Source organism: Pseudomonas sp. ML2-2023-6 (assembly GCF_037055265.1).
GTDB lineage: Bacteria > Pseudomonadota > Gammaproteobacteria > Pseudomonadales > Pseudomonadaceae > Aquipseudomonas > Aquipseudomonas kulmbachensis.
On record NZ_CP146347.1, the window covers coordinates 2,984,743 to 3,011,038 of the forward strand.

The window sequence follows — 26,296 nt, forward strand, 5'->3', positions numbered from 1 at the left end:
TGGCAGTTCAACAAGGCGCTGGATCAGTAGACTCACTCGGTGATCTTCTCGAAGTTCTCATAAAACGCATCGCGGTTGCGGCCCTCGGTCATGGTATGCAGTGAGTACTGACGATGAAGCATAGCGCCACCGTCTCGAGTCAGCGGAGCCCAGGCGATATTGGCTCGGCTCATGGTTGACACACTCATGATTTCGTCGAACGGAATCGAGATATAAATCCCTTTGTCAAAACTGCCCTCGCCGTACTCTTCTGCTGAAGCAGTGGTTCGAGTCACCCAGCCACCGAACTTCACGCCATTGGTAAATTCGCGGGAAATATCGATGGTGGTACCCCAGTCGCGAGCGAGATAACGGCCCACACTGACTGCCGCGTCCAGATCAAAGGGCAGTTTTGTATAGGAGGTAATATGGCCGGTCACTGTTCTGTAGTCGCGCAGGCCAAAACCTTGGTCAAAGTCCCTTTGGCGCACATAGTTCAAGTCGGCACCCACCGACCAGCGTTCACCCATCGGGCGGTACAGCAGTTCACCGCCGACCCCGGCGTACATCGGTTCCAGATAACCGCCATAGACCATGCCATACAGGTCCTGGTCCAGTTTGCGGGCCTGGTTCAGTTGCAAGGCTGGCATGGTCACGTCTGAGGTGGTGACATATTGGCGCAAGTCAGTACGCACCCGCGGCAGATTACTCGCTGAGTCGTATTTGAACTTGTCATAATTGTTGAACAGGTTGGCGCTGACGCCACCGCTCGCCCAGGTATTAGGGGTAAAGCGGTATTGCCCTTCGGCATAGGCGCTTACCTGATACAACAGGAAACCGTCGGGGCCACCCAGGTTTTGCTGGTAACCCAGGCCAAAACCATAGGTGAAAGGATTTGGCTTTTGTTGATACAAAGTTTTATCAACGTGTGCGGTCGCGCGGTTGACCTCGGTGGCGCGGTGCAGATCTACCAGATCTTGCTCGTTATTGACCACATTGCGGAAGGTTGCGCGGGGCACGCTGATTTCTTCCACCGTCATGTCATAACGCTTGTTTACCATGGTAAACCACTGGATCTCATCATTGGCGCTATTGTCCAGAATTCGGCTGGCCCGGCCTGCGCCTTTGGCTGCGTAGAAATACTTGGACTGCTCGCCATACACCATCAGCTCGGAATCACGCTGGGCAATACGCTCGACTTTATAGCCGGCATTGCTTTCCAGTTTTTTCGACACCTCAGCCCAGTCAACCTGGTCCAACCCTACGGTTGGCGTATTAGTTGGCAATGGCTGGGCGGGCGGGTCGTAGGTTTTGGCCGGTGCTTTGCGGCTGACGAAATTAGTGTGCAGGGTAATGCCGAACAGGGCGGTGTTGCCGCGCTCCCAGCCTGCTGTCAGGTCGATATTTTCGTTTAGCTTGTAAACTGCGCCGATATTGATCGGGGAGTCTTGGACCTGATTATTATTTTTTGGTTCGTGTTTATAGTCGTTTCCATCGTACTCAAACTTAAGGCTCAAGGGTTCCCAGGGTGTCTGATAAGCGATGCCGCCAAACAGTCCTGGTCTACCTCGAAAATACGAACTTGTGTTGACATCTCCTGTACCTGTTATCTGTGGCCGGGTGTCAAAGCGATCATCGATATAACCTAAAGGGTTATTCAGGTCGCCACGATTACCGATATAACCCCAAGCAATCCCTAGGCTGAAATCCAGGTCTTTATAGCGCTTGTTGGCAACAAAATATTCACTGGAAAACAGGCCAGTACCGCCGATATCCCTGAAGCCTAACGCAACCTCAGGCAGCCAGTGGCTTTCCTGCCAAAGCCGGGCCTTGGCGTCGACCGCCTTGTCCTTGTAACTTTGGTTGCCGCTCAACGCTTCGGAGCCGTACTTGACGTTACTGATAGCGGTGTAGCGAAAGGTTCCTTCAAGCCAGTCGAGGGGTTGCAACGAAATGCTATAGCGCGAATACGGATCGGTACGGTTGGCATTGAAGCTCAACTCGCCAGCAGGCGCCATACGTGCCGTCGGGGTTTGCAGCAACCCGACGCCACCAAAATCATTCTGGGTATAGCGCGGCTCGGCATGGGCCAGACTGCAGGGCAGTAATACAACAGCAGCAAAACGTAACTTCAAGGGGCAACCTCGGCCAGCGGTTGAGTGGCTAGAAACTGGGCCAGCTGCTCATTTAAATCGGGTGTGGGCAAATCAGCATTGTCGTTACGCACCGGCACCAGAATCGTGCTGCCGGCGACCGCATATACGCCGTCCTGTCGATTCCAAGCGGCAATTGCGACTCGCTGGTAGCGACCGTCGGGATGGATAAGCCATAAAAAGTCGGCCTCGGCTTCGGCCAATCGCGGGCAGCTATCGAGGTAGTCGCGAGCTTCTTGCTGGGCGCGAAAGGGCAGGGTGCAGGGCTGTTTCACTGCGCCCAGTACCTTGATACTGTTAGTCGGAGCAGGGTAAATCAGCTGGTCGCCATCGCTCAGCAGATAGTTGCGAGCAAAGCCGACTTCCAGTGCAATCGGGTCAAGCACGGCGACTTTACGCCCGGTAACGGATAATTGGTTGACCTGATCAAACAGGCGCGCAGCCAAGGCGGCAAGGGCGTCATTATTATTAAGCAAGGCACCACGTTGCAGCATCTTCAGATCAAACAGTACTCCGGCCTTGAGCCGTATCTGCTGTTCCAGCAGCGGCGTGTGCAGCCACGCGCCAGCCAGCCAATAACCTTCAGGGTTTGGCAGGGCTTGGTTGATAGCATCCTGCATGCGCATGCCAGGGGTATATGCCAGGTTGCCAGGCTTACCCACGTCACCGCTCACTGTCACAGCTGCCTGGCTTTCTATGCTCAGGCACAGTATTGAGCAGCTCAATAATAGGCAGGCGCTCAGCTTCTTCAAATGGCTCACCGTGCGGTCTCCCAGTCTGGGCGCAGATGCACAATCTTCAACGCAAGCTCCGGTGTCAGGTGTTGTTCGCTCTGCAGCACTAGGCCATTGTCTGGGCGGACCCAAAATCGGTTGGTGGCGCTAAACCCCAGTGCCGGGATCTCGATGGCTTCATCTATGCGCTGTAGCACGTGGGGCTGGCCGAGAATGGTCACGGTCTCGAGGCCCTTGCGGCGAAAGCGGCTATTCAACGCCAGGCCTATCTGCTCACCTTTATAGATGTCGATCCAGCGGGTGCTGGTCTCACCGTCGGTAATTTGTTGCAGGCCGCGTTTAAAAGGCGAATCGCCATCAAAACGCGTGCCATCCAGGCTGGGCTCCAACCCTACCGAGCGCACCACCAGTCCGTCACGGATCAACAGTACTTGCTTGCCAGAGGCAACCCAGAACTGCAGATCGCCTTGCTGACGCAGCTTGGCCATCACCCCCTCGCTGGAGGGCGTGGTGACCAAAATTTGTGCATAAGGCACCGCAGCAACATCAGCTGCTGTTAATTGCAGCGGTTCGGTGTTGTCGACGGCGGCCTTGAGGGTGTCGATGGAGCCTTGCATCAGAGGGCTGCAGCCACACAGCAGCAGGCACGCCACCAGGCATGAGCGGTTACGAAGAGTTTTCAAAACGGCTCAAACCTTATCGGCTGTTGGCTTCACTGAGGTTGTTACCCGCGGCGGCGCCAGTACCCAAAATAGTTGCCGATGGCAGCAACTGACTGATCAGACGGTTCCAGCGGGTAACCTGGGCCGGGCCTACATAAACGATGTCTTGTGGTTTCAGTCGAAAGTGGCTGGCAACTGCAAAGGCCACTGGTGACTCGGCATCCAACTGATAAACCTTGGCCGGTTCGGTCTCAAAGTTATCGGCGCCACGAATGACATACAGTGCATTGCCGTTTGAGGTGGTTTGATTCAAACCGCCAACCGAGCCGACTACATCTGCCAGGTTCATGTTCTTGGTCTTAAAGCGGATTGCCTGAGGAATCAGGACTTCGCCCATCACATAGATTTTTTTACGATCATTGTAAGGTAGGTACAGTTGGTCGCCGTCTTTCAAAAACACGTTCTGCAACTGCGATCCGGAGGTGTTGAGGGAGTCTATATCCAGTACAAATTCACGACCATCGCGGGTCAGAGTCAGTCCGGACAGATCGGCATTCCCCGGTTCGATACCAGCAGCTCCAATAGCCTCGACCACACTTAACGGTGACGTGGTAATCGGCATCGGCCCTGCTTTTAGCACGGCACCAGCAAGAACCGCCTTTTGGCTGGCAAAGCGCAAAACGCTTAAATCAACCTGCGGGCTGTCTACATATTGCTTAAGGCGTTCAGCGATTGTCGAGCGTAGCTCTTCGATGGTTTTACCCGCGGCATCGACCTGGCCGATATAGGGGTAAAAGATCGTGCCGTCCGGACGCACAAGGCGTCCGTTGGCATCAATCTGTTGTTGTGCGCCCGAGGGTGCCGTCAATTCGGGATGGTCCCAAACGGTGATATACAGCACATCGTTGGCGCCGATCCGGTAAGACGCAGGCTTGAATGCCAGCAGTTCTGCTGGCACCGAGCTTGAGACGTATGTCGCCGCGTTTTGCGCAATCAGCTTGGGGGTGATGGGGATCAGCTCGACCCGACTGCTCTCAGGCGAGCCCTCTTGACCGATCGCACTGGTATCCAGGTATTGACCGGGCGCAAACATACAACCTTGCAGGGCGAACCCTGCAAGTACCGCGAGCGACAAACTACGAATCATCATTGAGGACACTTGTAAAGGAAACACATCAAAATCAAATGCCTGGAAAGCTCCAGGTGGTTTAGTCCTTTCGACCTGGCAGGTACTTAGTTAGTCCCTGTGGTACCTGTGGTGCCTGTGGTGCCTGTGGTGCCGCCGTTGCTACCACCACCACCGCCGCCCGATGCCGCTGCCGCAACAACAGCTACTACGGCAACGCCTGCAGCTACGGCAGTTTTGGTATTGACGCCACCGAGGACGCCGGTCTCAGTATTCAGAGAGCCGCCTGCTGCGGGAGCTGGAGCTTCTGCTGCGATTGCAGAGGCGCTCAAGGCTAGGGCGAGTGCGGAAACGAGGAATTTATTCATGGGGAAATCCTTTTGATAAATAGTCTGTATTGACGGTTGAACTTGAGTGTAAGAAACCAAGATCACACATTTGTGGCTTTGGGCTAGCTTCCTTCGCGCAGTGTAAACGCGCAATGCGCGAAAGACATGACACTCCGTTGATTTCTTTACAGGCATTTTATTTTGCTGTGACGGCTAAAGAATACCTGTACAGAGCGGTTTTGGTTGCTGACGATTTATAACGACGCCAAAAATATTCGTTCGATTCGCGTGCCGGTCTGCGGTTAGGGCCTTCACTCTACTATAAGTTCCATGTAGCTTGGCACGTAGTACGATAAATTTGAAATTGATGATTGGGTGGTGACTCCATGCTTTGTCAGGCTCGTGAGTCGTATCTCGTGGTCATGATATTCGGTATTATTGCAGCGTGCATGATGTGGAGGTGCATGCAGGCACGGCTATAGCATAGAGCGTTCTGGAAATTACATGACGATGTCCAACTCAAGCTGATGCCGCACACTGTTAATGATGATGTAATTCTCTCAATGTGGGGTATTAGTGACTTCAAAATTTTAGCTCTTGCTGTCAGTAATTGATCATTAGTCAGCTCAAACTCTCTTGAAAGGCTTAGTCGAGAGTTGGTAACCTAATTCAGATGCCTTGTGTCTCAAGTTCTAAGTAGTCTGTAAGTTACTTTATGATGGGTTGCTATTATAAGCGTGCAAGACTGCAGCGCACATAATCTCAGATTTGAACATCTCTTCGTAGCGCTTGCTAGCATTATGTCCCAGTTCGCTCCAAGTTGAATTAGGTGTTGCTTTTAAAAGAGTTACAAGCTCATTTGATGAGCCTGGCTCGAACAAAAAGCCGGTCACGCCTTCCTCTACAACCTCAGGAAGCGAGCAGCATCTGCTAGCAATTACGGGCAAGCCATAACTATGGGCTTCTGCCGCCACTAATCCGAATGACTCCCACCTGCTGGGCATGATTAGCACGTTGGCGCTACTGAAGTATTTTGCTAACTCAGAAGGAGGTAACCATCCAACGTAATTGATATTATTTAATTTTTTGGGTGGCGGGCCTCCCTGTACAGTGTCGCCAACTGCCGTGAGACGAAAGGGAAGTCCTTCAAGCTGTGTCATTGCTTCCACCAAAATATCAAATCCTTTGGCGTGGTCGAATCGGCCAACGTAGAGCAAATTTACAGTGTCAAGGTCGATGTTGCCGGCAGTTTTTATCTCTTGTGGTGGTTCTACACAGTTGTTTATGACGATTATTTTTTCTTTTGAAAAACCATGTGAAAGTGCCGATTCCTTTTCAAATGTGCTAACACATATGACAGTGTCAGTGATTTTTATGAGAAGTCGTTCGATTAGTGCGAATGTTTGTTTTTTGATTCTTCCGCCATCCATTATAAATGCCCATCCATGAGGGCAGTAAATAATTTTTGGTCTATAAAAAGGAAGCATAAAAAATAGTACAGCTCTCCCGCAAAGACCAGCAAAAGTACTGTGAAGATGAACGATGTCAGGTCTATGTACGTACAGGGCTTTAGATAGAGCAATTGTGAATTTTATTAAAGAGGGTATGTTTCGACCAGAGGAGTTGTAAGTCCCTATATTTTTTCGTGATATGCCTATTAGCTCCGTGGATTGTGTTTTTGGTACAAGGCACGTGGAATCTATGTCTGAGCTTATTTGAGAAATCATAAGCTGTCTTATTATGGTTGCAACCCCGCCCTTTATTGTCTCTGCAGCATGTAGAATTTTCATATGGTCCCGGATTTAGTGAAGCGCATTCAATTGTAGGTTGGTTTTGTGTGGTTAGTGAAGTCTTTAGCTTCAATATTTAACCCAAGCCTGCAAGTCTTAATTTGGGTGTGAATGTCCAAGATGATATTTAAATAATGAGCATTAGTGTCTTGAGTTTAGAGTTGGCACTGTAGTCGACATTTTTGTAGTTGATGCTTTATATTTCCTGGGCACGGCGTAAAGGCAGAAAGCGTACGCTGTCATGTGCCTGAGGAAAGATCCTAAATCTGGTTCGAAAAAGGTCTGGATTAGAAAGTTAGCCATGAGTAAGCCCATCAGCGGGTGGCTGTAATTTTTGTTTCTGACCATAAGTATTATTACGCTCCACAGTACTGCAGCGAGCAGAAGCTCTTGTGGGCGAAAAGAAAAGGCCGGTGCAAATAGAAACCGTATTGCAGCATATAGCGAGTTGGGAATAGCGGTTACAATCCCGTTGGGGGTTAATAAGTTTGTGAAAATAGTTTTTGAATCACCTAAGCCTTCTCTGCTGGAGTTAACTGTATCCCGGGCAAGCTGCAACTGTGTCCAGATGTCTCCGGGGAGTACCAGGCATACCACCAGTGCTAGACACAATAAAATAGTTCGCGAGCGTCCACTGGCGGAAAAAAAACAGGTTATAAACACCATGCCTACAGCAATAAATGCGTAATAGAACCTGAAGAAGTATGCATACAACAGGTACAGTGTAGTCACGAAGATCACTTTGAATACTTTGCTGCGTTGTGATAGGCAAACTAGGCAGCATGCGAGGTTCATGAAGATCACTATCGCTTCTTTCGAGAGCTTTAAATTGAACAAGGTGAATGGCACCATGAACAATAAAGTGAAAGCAACTAGTTCATACCTCCGCGAGCGAAACGACATTAGTATTACGACGGAAACTACACCTATCAATAGAAAAGCTTGAGAACCTTCATAGCCTAGTGCGTTGAACACCCATGCAGTGCTTACGAATGAGTCTGTCTGGGCGCTGTCTAGGTCGATATAGTTGATCAAGTTGCTGATGGTGCCAGCATCGGTAAAAAAGTTTTTAGGTAGTAATACGTCCTGAAACATATAGATTGCAAGTACAAACGCCAACAACAATAGGCATAGCAACAGCCGTGCCCCCGGAGATACATTTTGACGGTTATGCATGATTGATTATTGCGCCAAGTGACTTTCAATTTCTGCCGTTAATTCATGAATTAACACTGAGTCAGGACTGTTCAAGCTGAAAGGCAGGTGCTCATCGATCAGTGCTACAGTCTGATCAGCTGTTGGGAAAACTGTGTCAATAAACAGATGTTCGCGATTGATTTTTTTAAAGAAAGAATGAAGCTTGGTGTCCCAGCGTAAGCCAATAGATGTGATTCCTAATGAGTAAGCAATTATGTTTGCGTGCAGTCGGTGCGCCACGATCAGGTCATAACGGTTGATGATGTTCACTAGGTCGCATGGTGTTTTCGGTTTGTCTTCACACACATCGACCCATGATCTACATGCGCTGTGGATTTCGTCTTTCAATAGTTCGTCTTCGCTAGCGCCATTAGTAAACAGTGATACGTGGTATCCCTGCTGGGCGAGCAACTCTATTAGGTTTCTAAAATATTGAGGGGTTTGTTCTTGGAATGGCTTACCTAGTCGCCCTTGTACATCCAGCCCCTTAGGGTTAGATATACAGATGCCTATTCGTTTGTGTTGATCGCTAGGTACGCTCTCAACTTGATAGCATTGCTTGGAATTTACCGCTGGGTCTGGAACGACTTTGACGTCAAGATGAGGGGTTATCAGTCTGATGAAATTTTTTCTAGATTCTTCATCGCGGACAGAGATTGACTGTGGATTAAAATTCTTTATTGCTCGACGAAAAAGCAGTTTCCCCAGGGGGCTGATCGTGGGTGATACGCCGACAAAGGAAATTACTGTTTTCAGTCCAGGCATTTTCTTGGCGGTTAGCGATAGAAAGTATATTTTCAGTGGGAAGTTGAGCTCCTCATCGAGAAACAGTTGCCCACCACCTACAGTTAGTAAGTCAGCATTGGTTAGTGTTGCTTGCCAAGATTTGCGCCACACCCACTGGTATTTCAGATAGAAAAATAGCGCCAGCAATGGCTTGCGTCCAAAGGACGGGATAGAGTGAAGAATTCTAAACTTTAGATCTGAGGAGGTTGCGATTGTGTCGAAGTCGTTTCGCCCTGCAATATCTAAAGGCAATACGTTTGCGGTCTTTTCAGTGCCAATATACAAGCTTTTGATATTTTCAAAAATGATTCCGTCGCCTAGGTTCTGACTGAACGGAACCCCTCCAATTACGATATTCATGTGCGCTCCTGAGAAAAATTAAAGCGGATCAACAAAGTCGTTAGTAACACGGCCAACACAATGGTTATCGCCGTCAAGTTAACCCCTAGCAGCATTGTGCTAGTGGTCAATGTGTACTTATGGTTGATGAAGTGCAGGGTGAAGCTAACAAGGCCTAGTGACATTGCCAGAAGCACGTAGTGGTTCATTCCAGAGGATTTAAGAATAGTGCGACCAGATTGGATTACTGCTAGGCTAACGGGCAGAATGGCTAGCTGCGAAAGCCCTATGTTGCTGAACGCTTCTCCGAAGATTAACGTTGGAATGCGATCACCTCCGAGCACCAAGAGACCGCCATATATTGCGCTTGCACCTATTCCGAGAGTTGCCAGCTTTGCACATTGTTTATAGTAAGCGCGATGGTCATTCGTGTGCAGCTTCATTAGTCGTGGTAGATAATGGTTTGAGAGAGCAATGCCAAAGTATTGAGCTGGTAGGATTAGGGTCATGACAACGCGGAAAAAAGCCGATCCAGCAGTGTCGCCGGACGCTAGTAAGAAGATTACCATTCCATGAGTCATGGCCCACAACATTACTTGGGCAACACTGTTGCTGATGCTAAAGCCGATCCAGTCGCGAGGCTCGATTACATATCGCTTGCCATTACTCAGGCGTCGCCAAAGAAACAAAGCTGGAATTCCTAGGCACAGAGTAATAATAATTAGGATTAAATCGAGAGAGGCGCTAGTGTAATACATGAGCGTAGACAGCGCGGCTACTTGCAATAGGGGGGGGAGCAACAGGCTGGCGGTCTTGTGGTTAAGAATGGCTAAACTACGCAGGGACCAGTAGATAATAAACGCCATGAAGAAGAATGGCATTATGACAATGGTTAGTGTATGGCCTGTGGTGAATGCGAAGTAACATGTAGCAACTACCGCCAGTGAACTCACTGGGTACAGTATATTCAATAAGCTTCGCGGTTCGAGAGACTGTTCGCGCTTGCCAAACATCAGTAAGATGTCAGCTGCTGTGCATGCATGAATGATGCTTAGAAGAATTACTGCGGAATACAGTGCAGAAAATAAAGCGAAGTCATTAAGGTTTAGTAAGCGTGCTGCAATCACCTGTGTTAGAAAGAAGCCACCCGTATATGCGCCTTGCTCTGCTAATGTGCCAAGTATTTTTTTCATAGGAATCCTAATTAAATTTCCTGTTCTCATCGAGCATCTTATTGGTTTGAGCTGCGCATAGGTTAATCAGGGGGATGCTTAAAGGCCTAGCAAGACTGTTCGCATGAGGCGGTTTGCACCCAAAAGCGATGAGTGTGGGGGAGAAACTTTCCGTACTGTAACGTAGGTTTTAGTGGGTGGCTCTGATGGCTTAGCCTGAACTCGGCATGTTAATTAAGAGCGGGTCAAGTACTGGGTAAATATCGCGTCGTATATTTGTGGCTGTTATTTGCTCGGTACAAGCAGTGTTGTTGCCAATGTCGGTATGCGACAGAGCTACTGTGGTTGTTTGTAAGCATACCTTGTATGAAAAGCTAAGCGTTTTGCGTATTTTAAAGATGTTGCTTAACGTATATTAGTACTTAAAGCTTTTTTGTTGTTTTATTGTATTGGGCTTGATGTTGAGAGCGCTCAGGCATACTGCGTGCCTGTGGGAAGATGTCTGAAGTATTGGTGCGATTTCAGAGGTCTAACTAGGATGTTGAAAACTGCTAAAACTGCTAAAACTGCTAAAACTGCTAAAACTGCTAAAACTGCTAAAACTGCTAAAACTGCTGGATTCGTGCTTCACGCTCTGGTCCAGTGCGGATCAGGCACGCTACCGCCCCAGGATTTTCTGCTAGTCCCTGAGAGCGGTTTAAGTCTGAATTGTGTATTTTGCAACACTTGCGCATTACAAGTGTGCCCTGCCCGTTAATTATCAGGGCACACAGCGGTTGATTTGAGAGTGTAGTGGTTAAATACTGTCGGACTTATATTCGTAGTTGTAGTAACCGTATGCGCCATAGCCATATTTAGCTGATGCGCGTTTTTCTACACCATTAAAGATTGCCCCTTTGAGCTCGATGCCACTTTGCGCGAAACGACGCATGGTTAATTCAATTTCACGAGCGGGGTTAAGTTCAAATCGAGTCACAATCAAATTGGTGCCTGATTGGCGGCCGACTATGGCTGCATCGGTCACGGCCAAGAATGGAGGCGTGTCAAGAATGACCTGGTCGTATCTGGCGCTGACCTGCTCAAGGAACTCGCTAAAGTTTTTGTGCATAAGCAGCTCCGACGGGTTTGGAGGGATTTGCCCCCGTCCGATCACATCAAGATTTTCGACTTCGGTCTTGTGGATAGCTGTGTCAAGGTCGCAGCGTCTGGCTAGGAAGTCTGACAAGCCGTTCTCCACAGGAATACCAAACATTTTATGGATATAGCCCTTGCGCATATCCACGTCGACCAGTAATACGCGCTGACCTGATTGTGCAATTACTGCTGCCAGATTAGAAGAAACGAAGGACTTTCCGACCTTGGGGCTTGGGCCAGAAATCATCAGGCGGTTATTGTTAGCTTCCAGCATTGCAAAGTGGAGGCTTGTTCGCAGGCTGCGTAGGCCTTCAATTGCCAGATCCGTTGGATGGCTACTTGCCAGTAATGGTGTGACGCAAGTGCCACGTCCGTGGGTGCTTTTATCGTCCTCTACTTTTTGCAGAGAGCTGAACGGAATCGAAGCATAAACCGGCAGTCCAAGTTTTTCGATGTCATCCGGGTTTTCAACACCGCGGTTAAGTGCTTTTCGAAACAGCACATAACTAATGGCCAAGAATGCACCTAGTAGTGTGGCGATTAGTATTATCAAAGCTTTTTTCGGTTTGACCGGATACCGCAGGTCTACATCGGCAGTGTCGATTAGCAGTACGTTGCCTACTGCTCCGGCCCGCATCACATCTAGTTCCTGAGACTTATTCAGTAGTTGGGTGTAAATCTCAGTACTAACTTTAAGGTCTCGAGTCAGGCTCAATAGTTCTTGCTGTGTTGAGGGTAAGTTTTCAACTTGCTTGGCCAGACGCTGTTGCTTGCTGGTTAGCTCGGCCAATTGCCCCATCAATGCACGATAGGCTGGATGCTGTGGCGTAAATTTGCGGTCCATCTCGGCTTGTTGCAGCTTCAGGGTCGAGATGCTGGTATCCAGCGCTACGATCTGATCAAGGATGGCTTTGGCTTCAAGGCTGATATCAATCGACTTACTACGAATTTGAAATTTGTTCAGTGCGTCTTCAGCTTTTTCTAGATCTTTACGCACTTGTGGCAATTGGTCTTTTAAGAATCCCAGGCTTTGTGCTGCCTCGGCCGACGTTCGTTCGATATTTTGCTGTACATACAAGCGAGCAATTTCATTCAGGGTCTGGATGGCCGTAACAGGGTCAGTGCTTTCGAGTGCCAGTGCTACCATGCCTGACTCTTTGCCGCGCTCGGCCACATCCAGATCTTTTTGGTAATTCAGGATTGTGGTCAGGCGTGGGTAACGGACTACGCTAAATGTGGTGCCGGGGTTGGCTTGCAGAGATTCGATCTGCACCTTTACACCGTTTTGGTTATAGGGTTGGCCCACTTGGCCTTTGACTAATGGATTGTTGCCTTCATCAAGCAGAGTAAAGCTGCCGGCTTCACCGCTTACCAGTGTTAGCTCCTTACCCAGCAGCTCCTGTGGTAGGTCTAGTTCAGCAAGCCTCAGTTTTTCACCACCCCATGCAAAGCTTTTCATACCAAACAATGGGCTGGCTACGGTATTAGCCGCGTCAGGCTTAAAGCGTCGGGCGATATACTCTCCGATGAGCGGGAAGTAGTTGTTTTCGATTTCAATATTCAGTTTAAGGTTATCGACTGCAGCACCGATATTTCTACGAGACTTGATCAGCTCAATTTCTGTCGCCGACGGCGATTCCTTCCCAAGCATGCTGCTGATATCAGAAAACCCCAGCGGGTCATTCTTCTTGGCTTCAACCTGAATCAGCGCATTCGCCTGGTACACCGGTGTAGCCAGCAGCGCGTAAGCAACGCCTGCAACCATAAAGGCGCCCGTAACCCCGGCAATCAACCATTTGTGGTCGAGCAGCGTGCCCACCAGCCCCATAAGGTCAATTTGGTCGTTGTCGTCATCTTGTTCATGGGGCTTTGTCACGGGTGCTTGCTGCATAAGTCGGTTCTTATCTTCACTGGTAATTCGAGGGAGGGCTCAACGCTTAATGCGCTGGGCCCATGCATTTACGGCGGCGTCAATCAACGCGTACGCATGTTCAAAGGCTGGCTTGCCTTGACGGTACGGGTCTTTGATTTCGCGGTTGTCTTGCCATTTGCCCAGCAAAAAAACTTTGCCCCTTGCCTCTGGAGCGAGGCTTAGGACACCACCAATGTGCTGTTGTTCCATGACCAATATAAGATCGGCCTCATTGATGGATGCAGCCGTCAGTTGGCTGCCGCTGTGCTCGGTCAGCACGTTGCCGTGTTCTTCGAGGACAGCACGGGCGGTGGCTTCGATGGGCTTGTTTTTGAGTGCACTGAGGCCTGCGGAGCTCACGACGATGTCGGAGGGCGCAAGGGCGACCCGCAAGAGGTGTTCGGCGGTAGGGCTGCGGCAAATATTGCCAATGCAGACAATCATGATTCGTTTAAACAAGGCAGCTTCCTTTGTGCCAAACATGCTCAGCCTGCGAGAGCACTTAACGAATCGTCACGACCAATATCCCCTATCCAGGGAATGGCGGTGCCTATCAATAAAGGCTGCCCTCATCAGTTTGAGTGGCTATGGCCTGGGCTGGAGCGCAGATGCTCCCGCTTTATTACGGATAAAGGGTCGGTACGAAGTTGAACACTTAAAATATTAACTGTGAAGCGAATGCAATATCAACCTTTAAATCAGCAGATGATTTTATTCGAGCTATATAGATGCTTTTCAATAAATATTGCCCGACAATAAATAACATTTTTGCCATTCCTGACCAAAAATAACCCTCGCCAAAGGCCGATATCTCGGGCTTTGCGCGCTGCTGGGTGGGGTTCCTTCTGGGGTTGTCAGGTCGATTGTTATGGGGGGGGGCTGGTGGCGAGGTGGAGCCTTGTCGGCGCAAAAGTGGTTTTTCGGCAGGGTCTGTCTGGTGCGGATTTGCGACCAGTGCTCGGCTGTCTTTTGTAATGGTGGCAATATGATATATGCCAATAAGTTGACTCTATAAATCTGTCGCGACAAATGGCCGTTATTGGTAAGGCCATGATTATTATTTTTCAATAAGGGCATATATAACCGTCGCCTCATTATTCAAACCGTTTAGTTATTGCATGTATCTACGACTGAACCACTGTTTTGTTACCAAAGCATGACTTGCAGGGGCGTTGTGGTCATTGCGGGTGTCGACGATGCTCCTCCCATGGTCGCCTGGTGTTGCGGTAAGGGGTTTTTGAGCGAGGGAGTGTTTGCATCTGGCGTGGTGAAGGGCTCGTAACAGTGCTTTACTGCACTCTTAATATGGACAAAAAACGCCGAGCAAGGATGCAGCAGATCGGGCATAAACCCGCCTTCACAGCCGCTTATTTGAGCGCTATCCATGTCCAATACCTCTGCCACACTCTTGATTGTTGACGACGATGCCGAAGTTCGTAATCTGCTGGAAATCCTGTTGCAAGAGCAGGGCTATCGCACGTTGACTGCCAGCACGGGTGAGCAGGCCTTGGCCCTGGTTGCCCAGCAGCCACCGGATTTGATCCTGCTCGACGCCATGATGCCCGACACGAATGGCTATCAAGTCGCCCGCCAGCTCAAGGCCAGCGCATCTACTGCAAATATCCCGATAATCATGCTCTCGGGCCTGGGTGAGCAAAGTGCCCGACTTTTGGGGTTGGAGGCGGGTGCCGAGGATTTCCTCTGCAAGCCGTTTGCCAGTGACGAGTTATGGTTGCGGGTGCGCAACTTGTTGCGGCTCAAGGCGTTTGGTGACTATCAGGCAGTCCATACCCTGATGCTTGAGCAGCAACTGCAAAAACGCACTCTGGATCTGGAGCGGTTCCGTTCCGCAATGGGCTCCGATGAGCGTTTGCTGAAAATGGCCAACTACGACCCGTTGACCGGGTTGCCCAATCGCAACCTGTTTTACACCACGTTGCAGATGGGCCTGACCCAGGCGGCGCTCAGGGGTTGGCAATTGGCTGTGGTCACGGTTGGTCTGAACGATTTCAAGAGTATCAACCTGACCTGGGGGCATTTGCTGGGGGATCAGGTGCTGGGTGAGTTCAGTCAGCGCTTGTCCAACTGCTTGAATGTCAGCGACACCCTGGGTCGGATGGATGGTGACGAGCTGGCATTGATCCTGATGATCCGCAAGGGCCAGGCCGGCCCGCGCCAAATGGTGGATCGCATACGCGAAGTATTGCGTGAACCGTTCAAGCTGCAGGGCAATGACATCCCGATGACGGCGAATATCGGTATTGCGCTGTACCCGGACGATGGCGCCGACGCGCATCGTCTGGTCAAGCATGCGAATACGGCCATGGGGCTGGCCAAGCAGGCGGGCAGGGATACTTACCGTTTTTACACGGCGCAAATGAATGTCGAGGTTCTGGCGCGTCAGGAGCTGGAAACCGCGTTGCGTGATGCCGTGCGCAAGCAGGCGTTCGAGGTATTTTACCAGCCTAAAATCAGTCTGAGTGACGGCCGTATTTGCGGGGTCGAGGCGCTGTTGCGTTGGCCGCGGCCTGGGGGGGAGGCGGTGTCCCCGGCGGTTTTTGTGCCTGTGCTCGAGAGCCTTGGGCTCATATCTCGCGTGGGGCAGTGGGTGATCGATCGCGTGTGCAGCCAGATAGCGCACTGGCAGAGCACGGGGTTGGGGGCGGTGGAAGTTGCCGTCAATGTTTCGGCGCTGCAGATCAGCGAAGGCGACTTGATTGACGATATACAGCGCTCGCTCAAAGCCCATCAGCTCGAGCCGCAATGGCTCGAGGTTGAGTTGACAGAAGGCTCGCTGATGGAAAATACCCCGCATACGATTGCCAGCCTGCTGACGCTGCGGGATATTGGGGTGAAAATTTCCATTGATGACTTCGGTACGGGGTACTCAAGCCTTGCGTACCTGAGTCGTTTTCCCATCGATAAACTGAAAATCGATATCGCGTTTATTCGTGAGGTTACCTTCAATCCTCAAGACGCTGCGATTGCCCGCACGATTATTGAGTTGGCTCATAGCCTCAACTTGCAGGTTATCGCGGAGGGCGTAGAGACTCGTGAGCAGTTGGCATTCCTGACGGATAACGGCTGTGATCAGGTGCAAGGCTATCTGTTTTGTCGGCCTCTGCCTGCGCGGGAGCTGGAAGCCTTGTTGCGGGATCCGCGCAGCTTTATCTGAGCCTGTGTGGGCGATGATTCGGTTGCCCACCCTGCTGTGGGAGTGAGCCTGCTCGCGAAGGTATCAAGGGCATCGCGATTATCCAGCAAGCACGCGGTATCGTTATTGGCCTTCGCGAGCAGGCTCGCTCCCACAGAGGCGCCGCGATATCTGTGCCCACGGTTTATCCCTGCAGCAGCGCCAAAATCCGTTTGCCCAGCGCCTCGGCGCTGGCTTGTGACTCAATATTGGCAAAGCCCAGCAGCAGTCCCGACGTTTTTTCGCCCAGCTGGCTCCACTCGCTCAGAGCTTCTGCAGATAGGCCATCTTGTTGCATGCGTTCAATCAGTTGTGTGTCTGACTGTTGCCCATCAAGGCGCAGGATCAAGTGCATGCCGCCCGGATTGCTGTCGATGTGTACATGGTTGCCCAGCACTTTTTGTAAGCCGTTTACGGTGAAGGCCCTGCGCTCGCTATAGAGTTTGCGCATGCGCTGGATATGTCGCGCGAAATGGCCTTCGCTCATAAAGGTCGCAACAATGGCCTGGGTGAGCTCCGGGCAGCTGCTGCGCAAGGTCTGGCTGGCGTGTTGAAAGCATTCGATCTGAGCCTGCGGGATCACCAGGTAGGCCAGGCGCAATCCCGGAAACAGTACTTTGCTGAATGTGCCGCTGTAGAGCACTCGTCCATCGCGGTCCAGGCTTTTCAGTGCTGGCAGCGGGCGGCTGATGTAGCGGTATTCACCGTCGTAGTCGTCTTCGATGATCCAGGCTCTGTGCCGATTGGCCCATGCCAGCAGTTCCAGCCTGCGCGCCAGTGAGAGTGACACGCACAGCGGGCTTTGATGAGCGGGGGTGACCACGGCCGCCTGCGCAACAAGGTCCGCTGATGGTCCGCGCATACCGTCCTGGTCGACGGGCAGGGCGACGGTGTGTATTTGCAGTTGTTCCAGCAATTGGCGGGTAGGTGGGTAGCCGGGGTCTTCAATCAGCACTCGATCCGCAGGCTTGAGTAGCGCGTGGGTGATAAGTGACAAGCTGTCTCGGTAGCCCGAGGTGATAAACACCTGTTCAGGCGAGCAGGCAATGCCTCGGGAAACCTGCAGATAGCTGGCTATGGCTGCGCGCAATGCTTGCAAGCCAGGCCCTGAAGGGTTGGCCATGTCTTGGGCGCGGGTGCTGCGTACGCAGCGTGCGCCGATTTGGGCCCAGATTTTTTTCGGGAAGGCATCCAGTGCGGGCAGGCCCATTTGAAAGGGCAGGGTTGCAGGTGGGTGCCGGGTGACCGGGCTGGCTTGGGGGCTGCGGGTGTCTGGTGCAGGTTTGATCGTGATGTCCGGCGCCACGATGGTCCCGGCCTGGCCGCGAGCTTGCAGGTAGCCCTCCGAGGTCAGGAGTGAATATGCGGTGTCGATGGTGCCTCTGGCCAGCCCTAGCTCCTTGGCCAGCGCTCGGGCGGCAGGTACGCGTTCTCCCGGAGCCAGCAAGCCATTGGCGATGGCATCCCGGAAGCGCCAGTAGAGTTGCCGGTAGATGGGCTCGCTGGAGGTCGGGTCGAGGGGCGAGAAGCGTGATGCGGGGGTTGTCATTGGCTAGCCTTGTTCTTGATCCCTGGGTTGGAGTGATCATGGCCTGGAGATAAAGGTAAATCATGGCTCTTTTGGACAGGGCCAAGAAACCGCACTATGGCGTCACTTAAACAGCCAATGCAAGGGCCAGTCATGAATCAACGTATCGATTATTCCAAGGCGTCACCCGAGGGCTCCAAAGCGTTTGGTGGCGTGCATGTATATCTGCAAAACAGCGGTTTTCCCAAGGCGCTGATTGATCTGGTTTACCTACGGGTTTCGCAAATCAATGGCTGCGCGTACTGCATCGACCTGCATTCGCGGGATTTGCTCAAGGCTGGTCTGGCGGTCGAAAAGCTGGTGCTGGTGCCCGTATGGCACGAAGCCGGAGCACTGTTCACCACCCGTGAGCAGGTTGCGCTGGCCTGGGCCGAAACAGTTACTCGAGTTGCTGAAACCGGGATTCCGGATGCGGATTACCAGGCCGCTGCAGATGAGTTCGACGACAAAGAGCTGGCGGATTTGACCTATGCAATCGGGTTGATGAATGCCTACAACCGTTTTGGTGTTGCCTTCCGCCTGAAGCCTGCCGCCGCACGGGTTTGAGCTGCGCTTAAAGCCCGCGGTTGCTCTTGATCAGCTCATAGGCCCGACGCACCAGCGGGTTCACGGTATTGGCGCGAATCCACAGGTAGTAGGTCACGTCCGGCAGGCGGGGCAGGCCATCGTTTTCACCGAGAACGCGCATGTCCGGGCCGAGCATTTCCATGCTTCTTGGGGTCACCCCGAGCCCTGCGCGGATTGCCGCCTTGATACCTATCAGGTTCGATGCCAGGTACGCCTGGCGCCAGGCGATATTAGCCTGCTCCAGGGCCTCCAGAGCATAGCGCCGATAAATGCTCGGTTCATCCACCAGAATCAGTGGCAACGGTTCGCCGGGGTTGTGCGCGTATTGCGCCGAGCAGATCCACCACACCGGGGACGTGCGCAGGGGGAAACCTTCGAGGTTCGGTCCCTGGCGTGTGGAAATCACCATGTCGACCTTACCCCGGTGCAGGTCGTCCATCAGGAACGGACTGCGGCCGACATCAATCTCCAAACGCAAGCGCGGTGCCGAGCGGGCGATATGGCTGAGGATCGGCGGCAGGATGGTGTCGGCAATATCGTGGGGCGATCCAATGCGCAGCACGCCACTGAGACTGCTTTCGCGCAGGGAGCTCAAAACATCATCGTTGAGGGCTAGCATTTGCCGCGCATGGCGCAGTAATTGTTGGCCCGCTTCGGTGAGTGTTTTTTGTCGCCCGCGTTTCTCGAACAGGCCGACCCCGACCTGCTGCTCCAGGCGCTGCATCTGCTGGGTGACTGAGGATTGGGTGCGGGCCAGTTGGGTGCCGGCCTGGGCAAAGCCGTGGTGATCGACCACGGCTATAAAGGTGCGCAGTAATTCGAGATCAAGGGTCGACATGGCGTTTTTTGAGCTGCCTTGTATCAAGGGAGTGAACTTAAAGATTACATATTCTTATGTATTTGTTGAGTGTGTTTTTGGAAGGATGGAGTCATGGCCAATAAATACGGGGATATGCATTTTTAGTCTGTCCTTGGAGTGCGTAGAGTTATAACGATATTAGATATTTGCATTTCCGTTGCTTCAGCGCTGTACCTAGGATGCTCGCTTATCAGATCGGGGAACGCCGATCATCCATAAGGGGATATCCATGTTTGAGCGCTCACCCGTTACCCGTTTGTTACCTGTCATGCTGGGCGCGCTGATCTCCCTTGCGGGAACCACGGCGGCCCACGCCGATGCGACGCTGGACAAAATCGAGCAACGGCATGTGCTGGTGGTCGGTGTGCTGCTTTCTGGTGGCCCCTTTGGCGGGATCGATCCTGCAACCCAAAAACCGCGAGGTTTGAATGTTGATCTTGCGCAAGAGTTGGGGCGCCAACTGGGGGCGCAGGTGCAACTGGTGCCTGTGTTGCCTGCCAACCGCGTGCAGTTCTTGCAGCAGGGTAAAGTCGACCTGCTGATCGCCAATATGGAGTGGACACCTGAGCGTGGTGAGATCCTCGGCTCCGTGCCCACGCCGTTTTACCGCGTTGGCGGGAGCGCAGCGGTGCTCAAGGACAGCCCCATCACCCGTTGGGAAGATTTGAAAGATCAGCCGGTGTGCACCTCCCAGGGCAGCAGTTACGTCAAGCCGCTGACCGAATTCGGGGCGCAGATCAAGGCATTCAAAAGCTCATCCGAGTCGTTGTTGGCACTGCGCGGCAACAACTGCGTAGCCGCCGTGCATGACGCCACGCTGATCAATCCGCTGCTTGCCGACTCTGCCGAATGGCAGGGCTATCGTGCCTTGACCCCCGAGCTGAACCCGGCGCCTTCAGTGATCTGGACCCGGCGTGGAGAAACCGACACCCAGGCCAGGCTCGACCCCATTGTCCAGGAGCTGCATCGCAGTGGCTGGCTGATCGAGGCCCAGACCCGTAACCACATCACCCCCGCATCACCGGCACTGGTGGAGTTGCAACAGAAGTTCCAGGCCAGAGGCGCCTGAAATCGTGAATCACTGGTTAGAGTTTTTCGTCCACTGGGCTTCCAGCCTAGGCCTCAACTACGGTTTTCTGCTGGATGCATACCCGCGCTCAACCTTGGCGCAGGGGGCGCTGACCACGTTGTGGCTGTGCCTGCTGACCATCATCGGCAGCTTGCTGACGGGGTTGGGGCTGGCGGCGTTGTTGACCTCGGGCAAGCGCGTGCTGGCAGTCCCGGCACGGGTGTTTATTGAAGTCACGCGCAATACCCCGACGCTGGTGCAGTTGTACTGCGCCTTTTTGGTGCTGAACATGCTGCTCAATCAGGCCGTAGGCACGGCCAACCCGCTGACGCCCTTTGCCTGGGTGGTAATCGTGATTTCGCTGCACAAAGGAGCGTTCCATGCAGAAGCCTTGCGCGCCGGTATCGAGGCGGTGCCGGCCGTGACCCTCGAGGCCGCCAGATCGCTGGCCTTCAGCAACCGCCAGTTGCTGTGGAACGTGCAACTGCCGCTGGCCCTGCGCTTTGCCTTGCCGTCGTTGATCAACAACCTGATCGATCTGGTGAAGATGACAGCTGTGGCCTCTGCCATTGCGGTGGGGGACATCACCTATTCGGCGATCATGATCTGGACCCAGAGCGATAACGTGCTGGAGCTGATGATTCTGTTGCTGGGCTTTTATGGGTTGCTGAGCTTTATCGTCAACTGCGTGGGGCGCTACCTTGAAGCGCGCCTGAGGATGCCCGGTTATGGCCATTGAGTCGGTGTGCATGGCCTTGCTGCAATGGTCGCCCGCGCTGATCGCAGGCTTTGGCCAAAATATTCTGATCAGCCTGCTGGCCATCGGCCTGGGGACAGTGCTGGGCTTACTGGTGGGGATGCTGGCGTTATCGCCGTGGCGTTTGCTGCGCTTGCCTGCGCGGCTCTGGGTGCAAGTTTTTCGCAATGCGCCCTGGCTAGTGCTGATTTACTTCACGACCTATGTGTTTCCGTTCGAAATCCATGTTGGCAGCGCTTACATCCCGTTCCCGGACTGGGTCAAGGTCACTATCGGCCTGGCATTGCCGGCGAGCGCCAATGTGGCTGAGATCCTGCGCGGGGCTGTTGCCTCGATCCCCGGTACACAGTGGGAGGCCGCACGCTCACTGGCTTTCAGTCGCTGGCAGATTGCTGTCTCGATCATTATGCCGCAATGCCTGAAACGCATGCTGGCGCCGTGGATGAACCTCTACGCGGTCGTCACCATGGGTACGGCGCTGGCGTCGCTGGTGGGCGTACATGACGTGATCGACACCGCACAAATTGCCAGCAATACCGTCAACCTGACCGGGTTTACCGTACTGGTTTACCTGAGTCTGCTGGTGCTGTTCTTTGCGTATTGCTATCCGATTTCCCGACTGACCCAACGCCTGGAGCGACGTTATGCCTTCTATTGAATCCGTCGTCGAGCCTCTGGTCAGCCTGCGTGATGTACACCTGGCATTTGCCGGTAACCCGGTGCTCAAAGGAATCAATCTTGATGTCTATCCAGGTCAGGCGGTGTCGATCATTGGTCCTTCGGGCTCGGGCAAGTCGACGATCCTGCGCTGCATCACCGGCTTGTTGCAGCCCCAGCGTGGGCAGATCCGGGTTGCCGACACGCGGGTTGACGCCCTGACCCGCGAGGCCCAGCGCATTGAGTTGCGCAAACGCGTGGGCTTTGTGTTCCAGCAGTACAACCTCTTCCCGCACTTATCGGTGCTGCAAAACCTGATGATTGCGCCGCGTAAGGCGCTGGGGCGTAACCGTATCGATGCTGAGAAAGACGCCCGGGCCCTTCTGGCCAAGGTGCGCATGGAGCACAAGGTCGATGCGTATCCGGGGCAATTGTCCGGCGGCCAGCAGCAACGGGTGGCGATTGCCCGGGCGTTAACGATGCGCCCGCAACTGATCTTGTTCGATGAGGTCACCTCAGCCCTTGACCCCGAGACCGTCGGCGAAGTGCTGACGGTGATTCGCGAACTGACGCAGGAGGGCATGACTTGTGTGCTGGTGACCCATGAAATGCGCTTTGCCGAGGAAATCAGCGACGTCGTGTACTTCACTGAAAATGGCGTGATTGTCGAGCACGGCAGCGCCGAACAGATTTTTGAACACCCTGCCAACGAGCGCACCCGGGAGTTTCTACGTCACGCCCTGGGTGAACCGGCGCGGCGTGGGCCAATCGTCAGCGACCCGTATCTGTTGACTAATCTGAGCCGCTACAGCCTGTCCGTGTAACACCGAGGAGCTACTTTATGAGTACCGATAACCGTGCTGTCGTCATCGAGGATTTCCTGCAGAAAATCCGCCTTATCAACCAGCGCGGCGTAGACCGCGAGGCGTTGGAACACATCGTCACCTTGCTCGAAGACCTGGCCGAGCGCCGTGACCTGTTCAATTTCGAGCATTTCCCGGCACCCGTGCCGGGGCAGGGCAGCACCGCGTTTCGCTACCGCCTCAATGACGATGGCGACACCCCGACGCTGTACCTGAACTCGCTGTTGCCGGGCAAAAGCACGCTGGCGCACAACCATGAAACCTGGGCCATTATCAGTGCTGTTGAAGGCCAGGAAATAAACTACGTCTACTGGCGCAGCGATGAGGGGCACGAGCCGGGCTTCACCTCTCTGCATCTGGAGCGTGAAGTGATCGTGCAGCCCGGCACTTCGATCTCGTTTCTGGGTGATGACCTGCACGGGATCAAGGTCGAGGGCGAGCAGGCGACCTTGCATTTCCATCTTTACGGCCTGCCGCTGGAGTCCCTGAACGGACGTTATGGCGTCGATGCCCAAGGGCGGATTCTCAATTACAACGCCTCGCAAATGGCCCCGTCGATCAAGGCCTACTGAACACCGACCACGGTCAATAATTCAATTTTTCAGACGGGACATTTATGAGCCAGACCCTCACACCGGGGCAGTTGCAGCAGTGGTTGTTCGACGGGCATGAAATTGCCCTGTTTGACGTGCGCGAACACGGCCAGTATGGCGAAGCTCATCTGTTTTACGGGGTTAATCTGCCCTATAGCCGCCTTGAGCTGGAGGCGCGGCGGTTGGCGCCCAATCTTCAGGTACGGCTGGTGATCTACGATCAAAACGGCGGCGCTGTGGCCGCCGCTGCCGCGGGGCGTTTGCTGGCGCTGGGTTATGCGCAGGTGCACATTCTCGACGGTGGCGCCGATGGCTGGCAGGCCGCCGGGCTGCAACTGTTCGCCGGGGTGCATGTGCCGTCCAAGGCCTTTGGCGAACGGGTGGAAGAAACCAGCCATACGCCGCATATCAGCGCCCAGGAACTGGCCCGCTGGCAAGCTGGCGGTGCGCCGCTGGTGGTGCTCGACGGTCGCCCGTTCGATGAATACCGCAAAATGACCATCCCCGGTTCGATCTGCTGTCCGAACGGTGAGCTGGGCTATCGGGTGCATGATCTGGTGCCGGACGACAGCACGCCGATCGTGGTCAATTGCGCCGGCCGAACCCGCAGCATCATCGGCGCCCAGACGTTGATCAATCTGGGCCTTAAAAACCCGATCTACGCTCTGGAAAACGGCACTCAGGGCTGGTTTCTGCAAGACCTTGAACTTGAGCACGGCAGTAGCCGTCGTTATACCGATGCCGTATCAGCGCAGCGCTTGCCTGAACAGCGATTGGCAGCAGAGCAACTGGCGCAACGGGCCGGGGTGCTCAGCGTTAATGCAGCGCAGGTTGAACAGTGGGTCGCAGACGTCGGGCGTAGCCTGTTTGTGTGCGATGTGCGTACCGCCGAGGAGTTCGCGGCAGGCAGCTTGCCGGGTGCGCAACACACACCGGGCGGGCAGTTGATCCAGTCCACCGATTTGTATATCGGCGTGCGTCAGGCGCGGGTGGTGCTGGTCGATAGCGATGGCATCCGCGCACCTGTCGTCGCCAGTTGGTTGCGGCAGTTGGGGCATGAGGCTTATGTGCTGACAGGTGGGGTGAACAGCGGCCTGGTGCTGCCTGTGCTGGATGCGCCCATCGTGCAGGCCTTGCCATTGATCTGCCCGCAGGCTTTGGCCCAAGCCTTGAAGAATGACGCAGTAGCGCTGATTGACCTGCGTCCGAGCATGGCCTGGCGCAAAGCGCATATTGCCGGTTCGCGCTGGTCGACCCGCCCGCTGCTGGTAGCTGAGCCGCGTCCGTTGGTGGTGATCGCGGATGAGCCGCGTCTGGCGGCATTGGCGGTTCAGCAGTTACCGGATGCACAGCGTCAGCAGGTGCGACTGCTGGACGGTGGCGTCGATGCCTGGCGCGCCGCCGGTTTTAGTCTGCATGCTGATACCGGCACACTGCCTGATGCGCAGTGCATCGACTTTCTGTTCTTCACCCATGACCGCCATGCGGGCAACAAGGACGCCGCGCGTCAGTATCTGGCCTGGGAAACCGGTTTGCTGGCGCAGATGAGTGCCGCCGAGATTGCCGGTTTTAAACTGCTCCCGGCGCAGCAGAGCGGTGTACGTACCCGGTTGGTACATGCGGCGCGTACCGAAAAAGGCCCGGGCGGTCGAGCGGTCAATGTGCCGGTTACACGGGTGAGCACGGTGCTGTTCGACAGCATGGCGCAGATGCGCGACGCCCGTAACCGACGCGACAGCGAGCGCGTCCTGAGCTACGGCGCCAGGGGCAACCCCACGGCCTTCGCCCTGGAAGATTTGGTCACCGAGCTTGAGGGAGGCTATCGCACCCGGCTGTTCGGCACCGGTCTGGCCGCCATCGCGCAGACCTTTTTGGCCTACCTGCGTCCCGGCGATCATGTGCTGATTACCGACGCGGTATACGCCCCCGTGCGGCATCTGGCGCTGGAGCTGTTGGCGCCGTTTGGTATCGAGGTCAGCTACTTCGCGCCTGACGGTCACGACCTGCATGGCAAGCTGCAAGCCAATACCAGAATGGTCTACATCGAAGTACCCGGTTCGTTGTTGTACGAACTCAGCGACCTGCCAGCCATCGCCGCGCTGTGCAAGCCAAGGGGCATCCTGCTGGCCGTGGACAACACCTGGGGGTCGGGTTATTTGTATCGGCCGCTGGTGTTGGGGGCTGATATTTCGATCATGGCTCTGACCAAATACCTGTGCGGGCATAGCGACGTGATGATGGGCAGCGTGTGTACCCTGCAATCGGCCTGGCGACCGCTGATGTCGATGAGTGACACCTGCGGCACCACCGTCAGCCCGGATGACGCTTATCTGGTACTGCGTGGCGCCCGTACCCTGGCGCCGCGGCTGGAGGTGCATGAGCGCCAGGCACTGCAAATCGCCCGCTGGCTACAGGCGCAACCACAGGTGAAACAGGTTTTCCATCCGGCGTTGCCCGAGCATCCTGGCCATGCCTTGTGGAGGCGGGATTTTACCGGGAGCAACGGTCTGCTTTCGTTTGAGCTGGGTGATGTTGATGAGCGTTACGTCGAGCGTTTTATCGATGCGTTGCAGTTATTTGGGCTGGGTGCGTCGTGGGGGGGTTATGAAAGCCTGGTGATCAAGGGCGACCTCAAGGACCGCGAGAGTGCGCAAGACCGGGCATTGAACCCGGTGCTGCGGTTGCATATAGGGCTTGAGGACGTGGGAGCGTTGATTGAGGATTTGCAGAGAGGGTTTGCGGCTGCGCAGCCGAACGCAGCCTCGTTCCACTCGACAGCGGCTACAAGAATGTAGCCGCTGTCGAGCCCCGGCGAGGCTGCGTTCGGCGACGAAGTC

General features: G+C 53.8%; 21 protein-coding genes. 8 read left to right on the forward strand and 13 right to left on the reverse strand.

The window, feature by feature from the left end:
• Positions 1 to 32 precede the first annotated feature (32 nt).
• The 11 genes from V6L79_RS13755 to V6L79_RS13805 all read right to left on the reverse strand — a co-directional run bounded on the left by V6L79_RS13755 (position 33) and on the right by V6L79_RS13805 (position 13,772).
• Positions 33 to 2,114 carry a YjbH domain-containing protein gene (locus tag V6L79_RS13755; RefSeq protein WP_338578965.1) on the reverse strand — a complete coding sequence of 694 codons (2,082 nt, stop codon included), beginning with the start codon at positions 2,112 to 2,114 and terminating at the stop codon, positions 33 to 35.
• Complete coding sequence (locus V6L79_RS13760; RefSeq protein ID WP_405046646.1) at positions 2,111 to 2,857, reverse strand: capsule biosynthesis GfcC family protein; 747 nt, start codon at positions 2,855 to 2,857, stop codon at positions 2,111 to 2,113. Before V6L79_RS13760 ends, V6L79_RS13755 begins: the two co-directional genes overlap by 4 nt.
• Positions 2,858 to 2,889: 32 nt before the next feature.
• A complete protein-coding gene (locus tag V6L79_RS13765) occupies positions 2,890 to 3,549 on the reverse strand; it encodes a YjbF family lipoprotein (protein WP_338578966.1) in 660 nt (219 codons plus the stop codon).
• A 13-nt stretch (positions 3,550 to 3,562) separates the two neighbouring features.
• Complete coding sequence (locus V6L79_RS13770; RefSeq protein WP_338580321.1) at positions 3,563 to 4,675, reverse strand: polysaccharide biosynthesis/export family protein; 1,113 nt, start codon at positions 4,673 to 4,675, stop codon at positions 3,563 to 3,565.
• An 86-nt stretch (positions 4,676 to 4,761) separates the two neighbouring features.
• Positions 4,762 to 5,022, reverse strand: a complete 261-nt coding sequence (locus tag V6L79_RS13775; protein WP_338578967.1) for a hypothetical protein — start codon at positions 5,020 to 5,022, stop codon at positions 4,762 to 4,764.
• Positions 5,023 to 5,696: 674 nt separating this feature from the next.
• The gene (locus V6L79_RS13780; RefSeq protein ID WP_338578968.1) at positions 5,697 to 6,773 is read right to left on the reverse strand and encodes a glycosyltransferase; all 1,077 of its coding nucleotides are present in this window, start codon (positions 6,771 to 6,773) and stop codon (positions 5,697 to 5,699) included.
• 141 nt (positions 6,774 to 6,914) lie between these two features.
• On the reverse strand, positions 6,915 to 7,949 hold the full coding sequence (locus tag V6L79_RS13785; RefSeq protein ID WP_338578969.1) for a hypothetical protein: 1,035 nt from the start codon (positions 7,947 to 7,949) through the stop codon (positions 6,915 to 6,917).
• A gap of 6 nt (positions 7,950 to 7,955) precedes the next feature.
• The gene (locus V6L79_RS13790; protein WP_338578970.1) at positions 7,956 to 9,116 is read right to left on the reverse strand and encodes a polysaccharide pyruvyl transferase family protein; all 1,161 of its coding nucleotides are present in this window, start codon (positions 9,114 to 9,116) and stop codon (positions 7,956 to 7,958) included.
• Positions 9,113 to 10,288 (reverse strand): hypothetical protein, encoded by a 1,176-nt coding sequence (locus V6L79_RS13795; RefSeq protein ID WP_338578971.1) that lies wholly within the window; start codon positions 10,286 to 10,288, stop codon positions 9,113 to 9,115. Before V6L79_RS13795 ends, V6L79_RS13790 begins: the two co-directional genes overlap by 4 nt.
• A gap of 775 nt (positions 10,289 to 11,063) precedes the next feature.
• A complete protein-coding gene (locus tag V6L79_RS13800; protein WP_338578972.1) occupies positions 11,064 to 13,292 on the reverse strand; it encodes a polysaccharide biosynthesis tyrosine autokinase in 2,229 nt (742 codons plus the stop codon).
• A 39-nt stretch (positions 13,293 to 13,331) separates the two neighbouring features.
• Entirely contained in the window at positions 13,332 to 13,772 is a 441-nt protein-coding gene (locus V6L79_RS13805) for a low molecular weight protein-tyrosine-phosphatase (protein WP_338578973.1), read from the reverse strand.
• A gap of 925 nt (positions 13,773 to 14,697) precedes the next feature.
• Between V6L79_RS13805 and V6L79_RS13810 the strand changes: the two genes are divergently transcribed.
• Positions 14,698 to 16,488 carry an EAL domain-containing protein gene (locus V6L79_RS13810; RefSeq protein ID WP_321837730.1) on the forward strand — a complete coding sequence of 597 codons (1,791 nt, stop codon included), beginning with the start codon at positions 14,698 to 14,700 and terminating at the stop codon, positions 16,486 to 16,488.
• Between the two features lie 163 nt (positions 16,489 to 16,651).
• Here the strand turns inward: V6L79_RS13810 and V6L79_RS13815 are convergent, their stop codons facing one another.
• On the reverse strand, positions 16,652 to 18,055 hold the full coding sequence (locus V6L79_RS13815; protein ID WP_338578974.1) for a PLP-dependent aminotransferase family protein: 1,404 nt from the start codon (positions 18,053 to 18,055) through the stop codon (positions 16,652 to 16,654).
• 132 nt (positions 18,056 to 18,187) lie between these two features.
• On the opposite strand from V6L79_RS13815, the gene V6L79_RS13820 reads away from it, so the two are divergent.
• Complete coding sequence (locus tag V6L79_RS13820; RefSeq protein ID WP_261742030.1) at positions 18,188 to 18,640, forward strand: carboxymuconolactone decarboxylase family protein; 453 nt, start codon at positions 18,188 to 18,190, stop codon at positions 18,638 to 18,640.
• Positions 18,641 to 18,647: 7 nt separating this feature from the next.
• On the opposite strand, the gene V6L79_RS13825 is transcribed toward V6L79_RS13820, so the two are convergent.
• The gene (locus V6L79_RS13825) at positions 18,648 to 19,499 is read right to left on the reverse strand and encodes a LysR substrate-binding domain-containing protein (RefSeq protein WP_261742031.1); all 852 of its coding nucleotides are present in this window, start codon (positions 19,497 to 19,499) and stop codon (positions 18,648 to 18,650) included.
• A gap of 250 nt (positions 19,500 to 19,749) precedes the next feature.
• Here V6L79_RS13825 and V6L79_RS13830 point away from each other — a divergent pair, with 250 nt between their 5' ends.
• Genes V6L79_RS13830 through metC form a run of 6 tightly spaced genes read left to right on the forward strand, consistent with a single transcriptional unit; the run spans position 19,750 to position 26,254 of the window.
• Positions 19,750 to 20,589, forward strand: coding sequence for a transporter substrate-binding domain-containing protein (locus V6L79_RS13830; RefSeq protein WP_338578975.1), 840 nt, complete (start codon positions 19,750 to 19,752; stop codon positions 20,587 to 20,589).
• Between the two features lie 4 nt (positions 20,590 to 20,593).
• Positions 20,594 to 21,328, forward strand: a complete 735-nt coding sequence (locus tag V6L79_RS13835) for an amino acid ABC transporter permease (RefSeq protein WP_338578976.1) — start codon at positions 20,594 to 20,596, stop codon at positions 21,326 to 21,328.
• A complete protein-coding gene (locus V6L79_RS13840) occupies positions 21,318 to 22,004 on the forward strand; it encodes an amino acid ABC transporter permease (protein WP_261742034.1) in 687 nt (228 codons plus the stop codon). Before V6L79_RS13835 ends, V6L79_RS13840 begins: the two co-directional genes overlap by 11 nt.
• Entirely contained in the window at positions 21,991 to 22,827 is an 837-nt protein-coding gene (locus V6L79_RS13845) for an amino acid ABC transporter ATP-binding protein (protein ID WP_338578977.1), read from the forward strand. The genes V6L79_RS13840 and V6L79_RS13845 overlap by 14 nt, the downstream gene beginning before the upstream one ends.
• Positions 22,828 to 22,844: 17 nt before the next feature.
• Entirely contained in the window at positions 22,845 to 23,438 is a 594-nt protein-coding gene (locus V6L79_RS13850; protein WP_338578978.1) for a cysteine dioxygenase, read from the forward strand.
• A gap of 44 nt (positions 23,439 to 23,482) precedes the next feature.
• Positions 23,483 to 26,254 (forward strand): cystathionine beta-lyase, encoded by a 2,772-nt coding sequence (gene metC / locus V6L79_RS13855; RefSeq protein ID WP_338578980.1) that lies wholly within the window; start codon positions 23,483 to 23,485, stop codon positions 26,252 to 26,254.
• The last annotated feature ends 42 nt before the right edge of the window (positions 26,255 to 26,296 follow it).

What these genes read in the sequence shown, in the direction of transcription:
- V6L79_RS13770 (WP_338580321.1), bottom strand. Translation starts at nt 4,675, where the DNA reads ATGATTCGTAGTTTGTCGCTCGCGGTACTTGCAGGGTTCGCCCTGCAA.
- V6L79_RS13825 (WP_261742031.1), bottom strand. Translation starts at nt 19,499, where the DNA reads ATGTCGACCCTTGATCTCGAATTACTGCGCACCTTTATAGCCGTGGTC.
- V6L79_RS13785 (WP_338578969.1), bottom strand. Translation starts at nt 7,949, where the DNA reads ATGCATAACCGTCAAAATGTATCTCCGGGGGCACGGCTGTTGCTATGC.
- V6L79_RS13810 (WP_321837730.1), top strand. Translation starts at nt 14,698, where the DNA reads ATGTCCAATACCTCTGCCACACTCTTGATTGTTGACGACGATGCCGAA.
- V6L79_RS13800 (WP_338578972.1), bottom strand. Translation starts at nt 13,292, where the DNA reads ATGCAGCAAGCACCCGTGACAAAGCCCCATGAACAAGATGACGACAAC.
- metC (WP_338578980.1), top strand. Translation starts at nt 23,483, where the DNA reads ATGAGCCAGACCCTCACACCGGGGCAGTTGCAGCAGTGGTTGTTCGAC.
- V6L79_RS13830 (WP_338578975.1), top strand. Translation starts at nt 19,750, where the DNA reads ATGTTTGAGCGCTCACCCGTTACCCGTTTGTTACCTGTCATGCTGGGC.
- V6L79_RS13780 (WP_338578968.1), bottom strand. Translation starts at nt 6,773, where the DNA reads ATGAAAATTCTACATGCTGCAGAGACAATAAAGGGCGGGGTTGCAACC.
- V6L79_RS13775 (WP_338578967.1), bottom strand. Translation starts at nt 5,022, where the DNA reads ATGAATAAATTCCTCGTTTCCGCACTCGCCCTAGCCTTGAGCGCCTCT.
- V6L79_RS13795 (WP_338578971.1), bottom strand. Translation starts at nt 10,288, where the DNA reads ATGAAAAAAATACTTGGCACATTAGCAGAGCAAGGCGCATATACGGGT.
- V6L79_RS13815 (WP_338578974.1), bottom strand. Translation starts at nt 18,055, where the DNA reads ATGACAACCCCCGCATCACGCTTCTCGCCCCTCGACCCGACCTCCAGC.
- V6L79_RS13790 (WP_338578970.1), bottom strand. Translation starts at nt 9,116, where the DNA reads ATGAATATCGTAATTGGAGGGGTTCCGTTCAGTCAGAACCTAGGCGAC.
- V6L79_RS13845 (WP_338578977.1), top strand. Translation starts at nt 21,991, where the DNA reads ATGCCTTCTATTGAATCCGTCGTCGAGCCTCTGGTCAGCCTGCGTGAT.
- V6L79_RS13850 (WP_338578978.1), top strand. Translation starts at nt 22,845, where the DNA reads ATGAGTACCGATAACCGTGCTGTCGTCATCGAGGATTTCCTGCAGAAA.
- V6L79_RS13820 (WP_261742030.1), top strand. Translation starts at nt 18,188, where the DNA reads ATGAATCAACGTATCGATTATTCCAAGGCGTCACCCGAGGGCTCCAAA.
- V6L79_RS13840 (WP_261742034.1), top strand. Translation starts at nt 21,318, where the DNA reads ATGGCCATTGAGTCGGTGTGCATGGCCTTGCTGCAATGGTCGCCCGCG.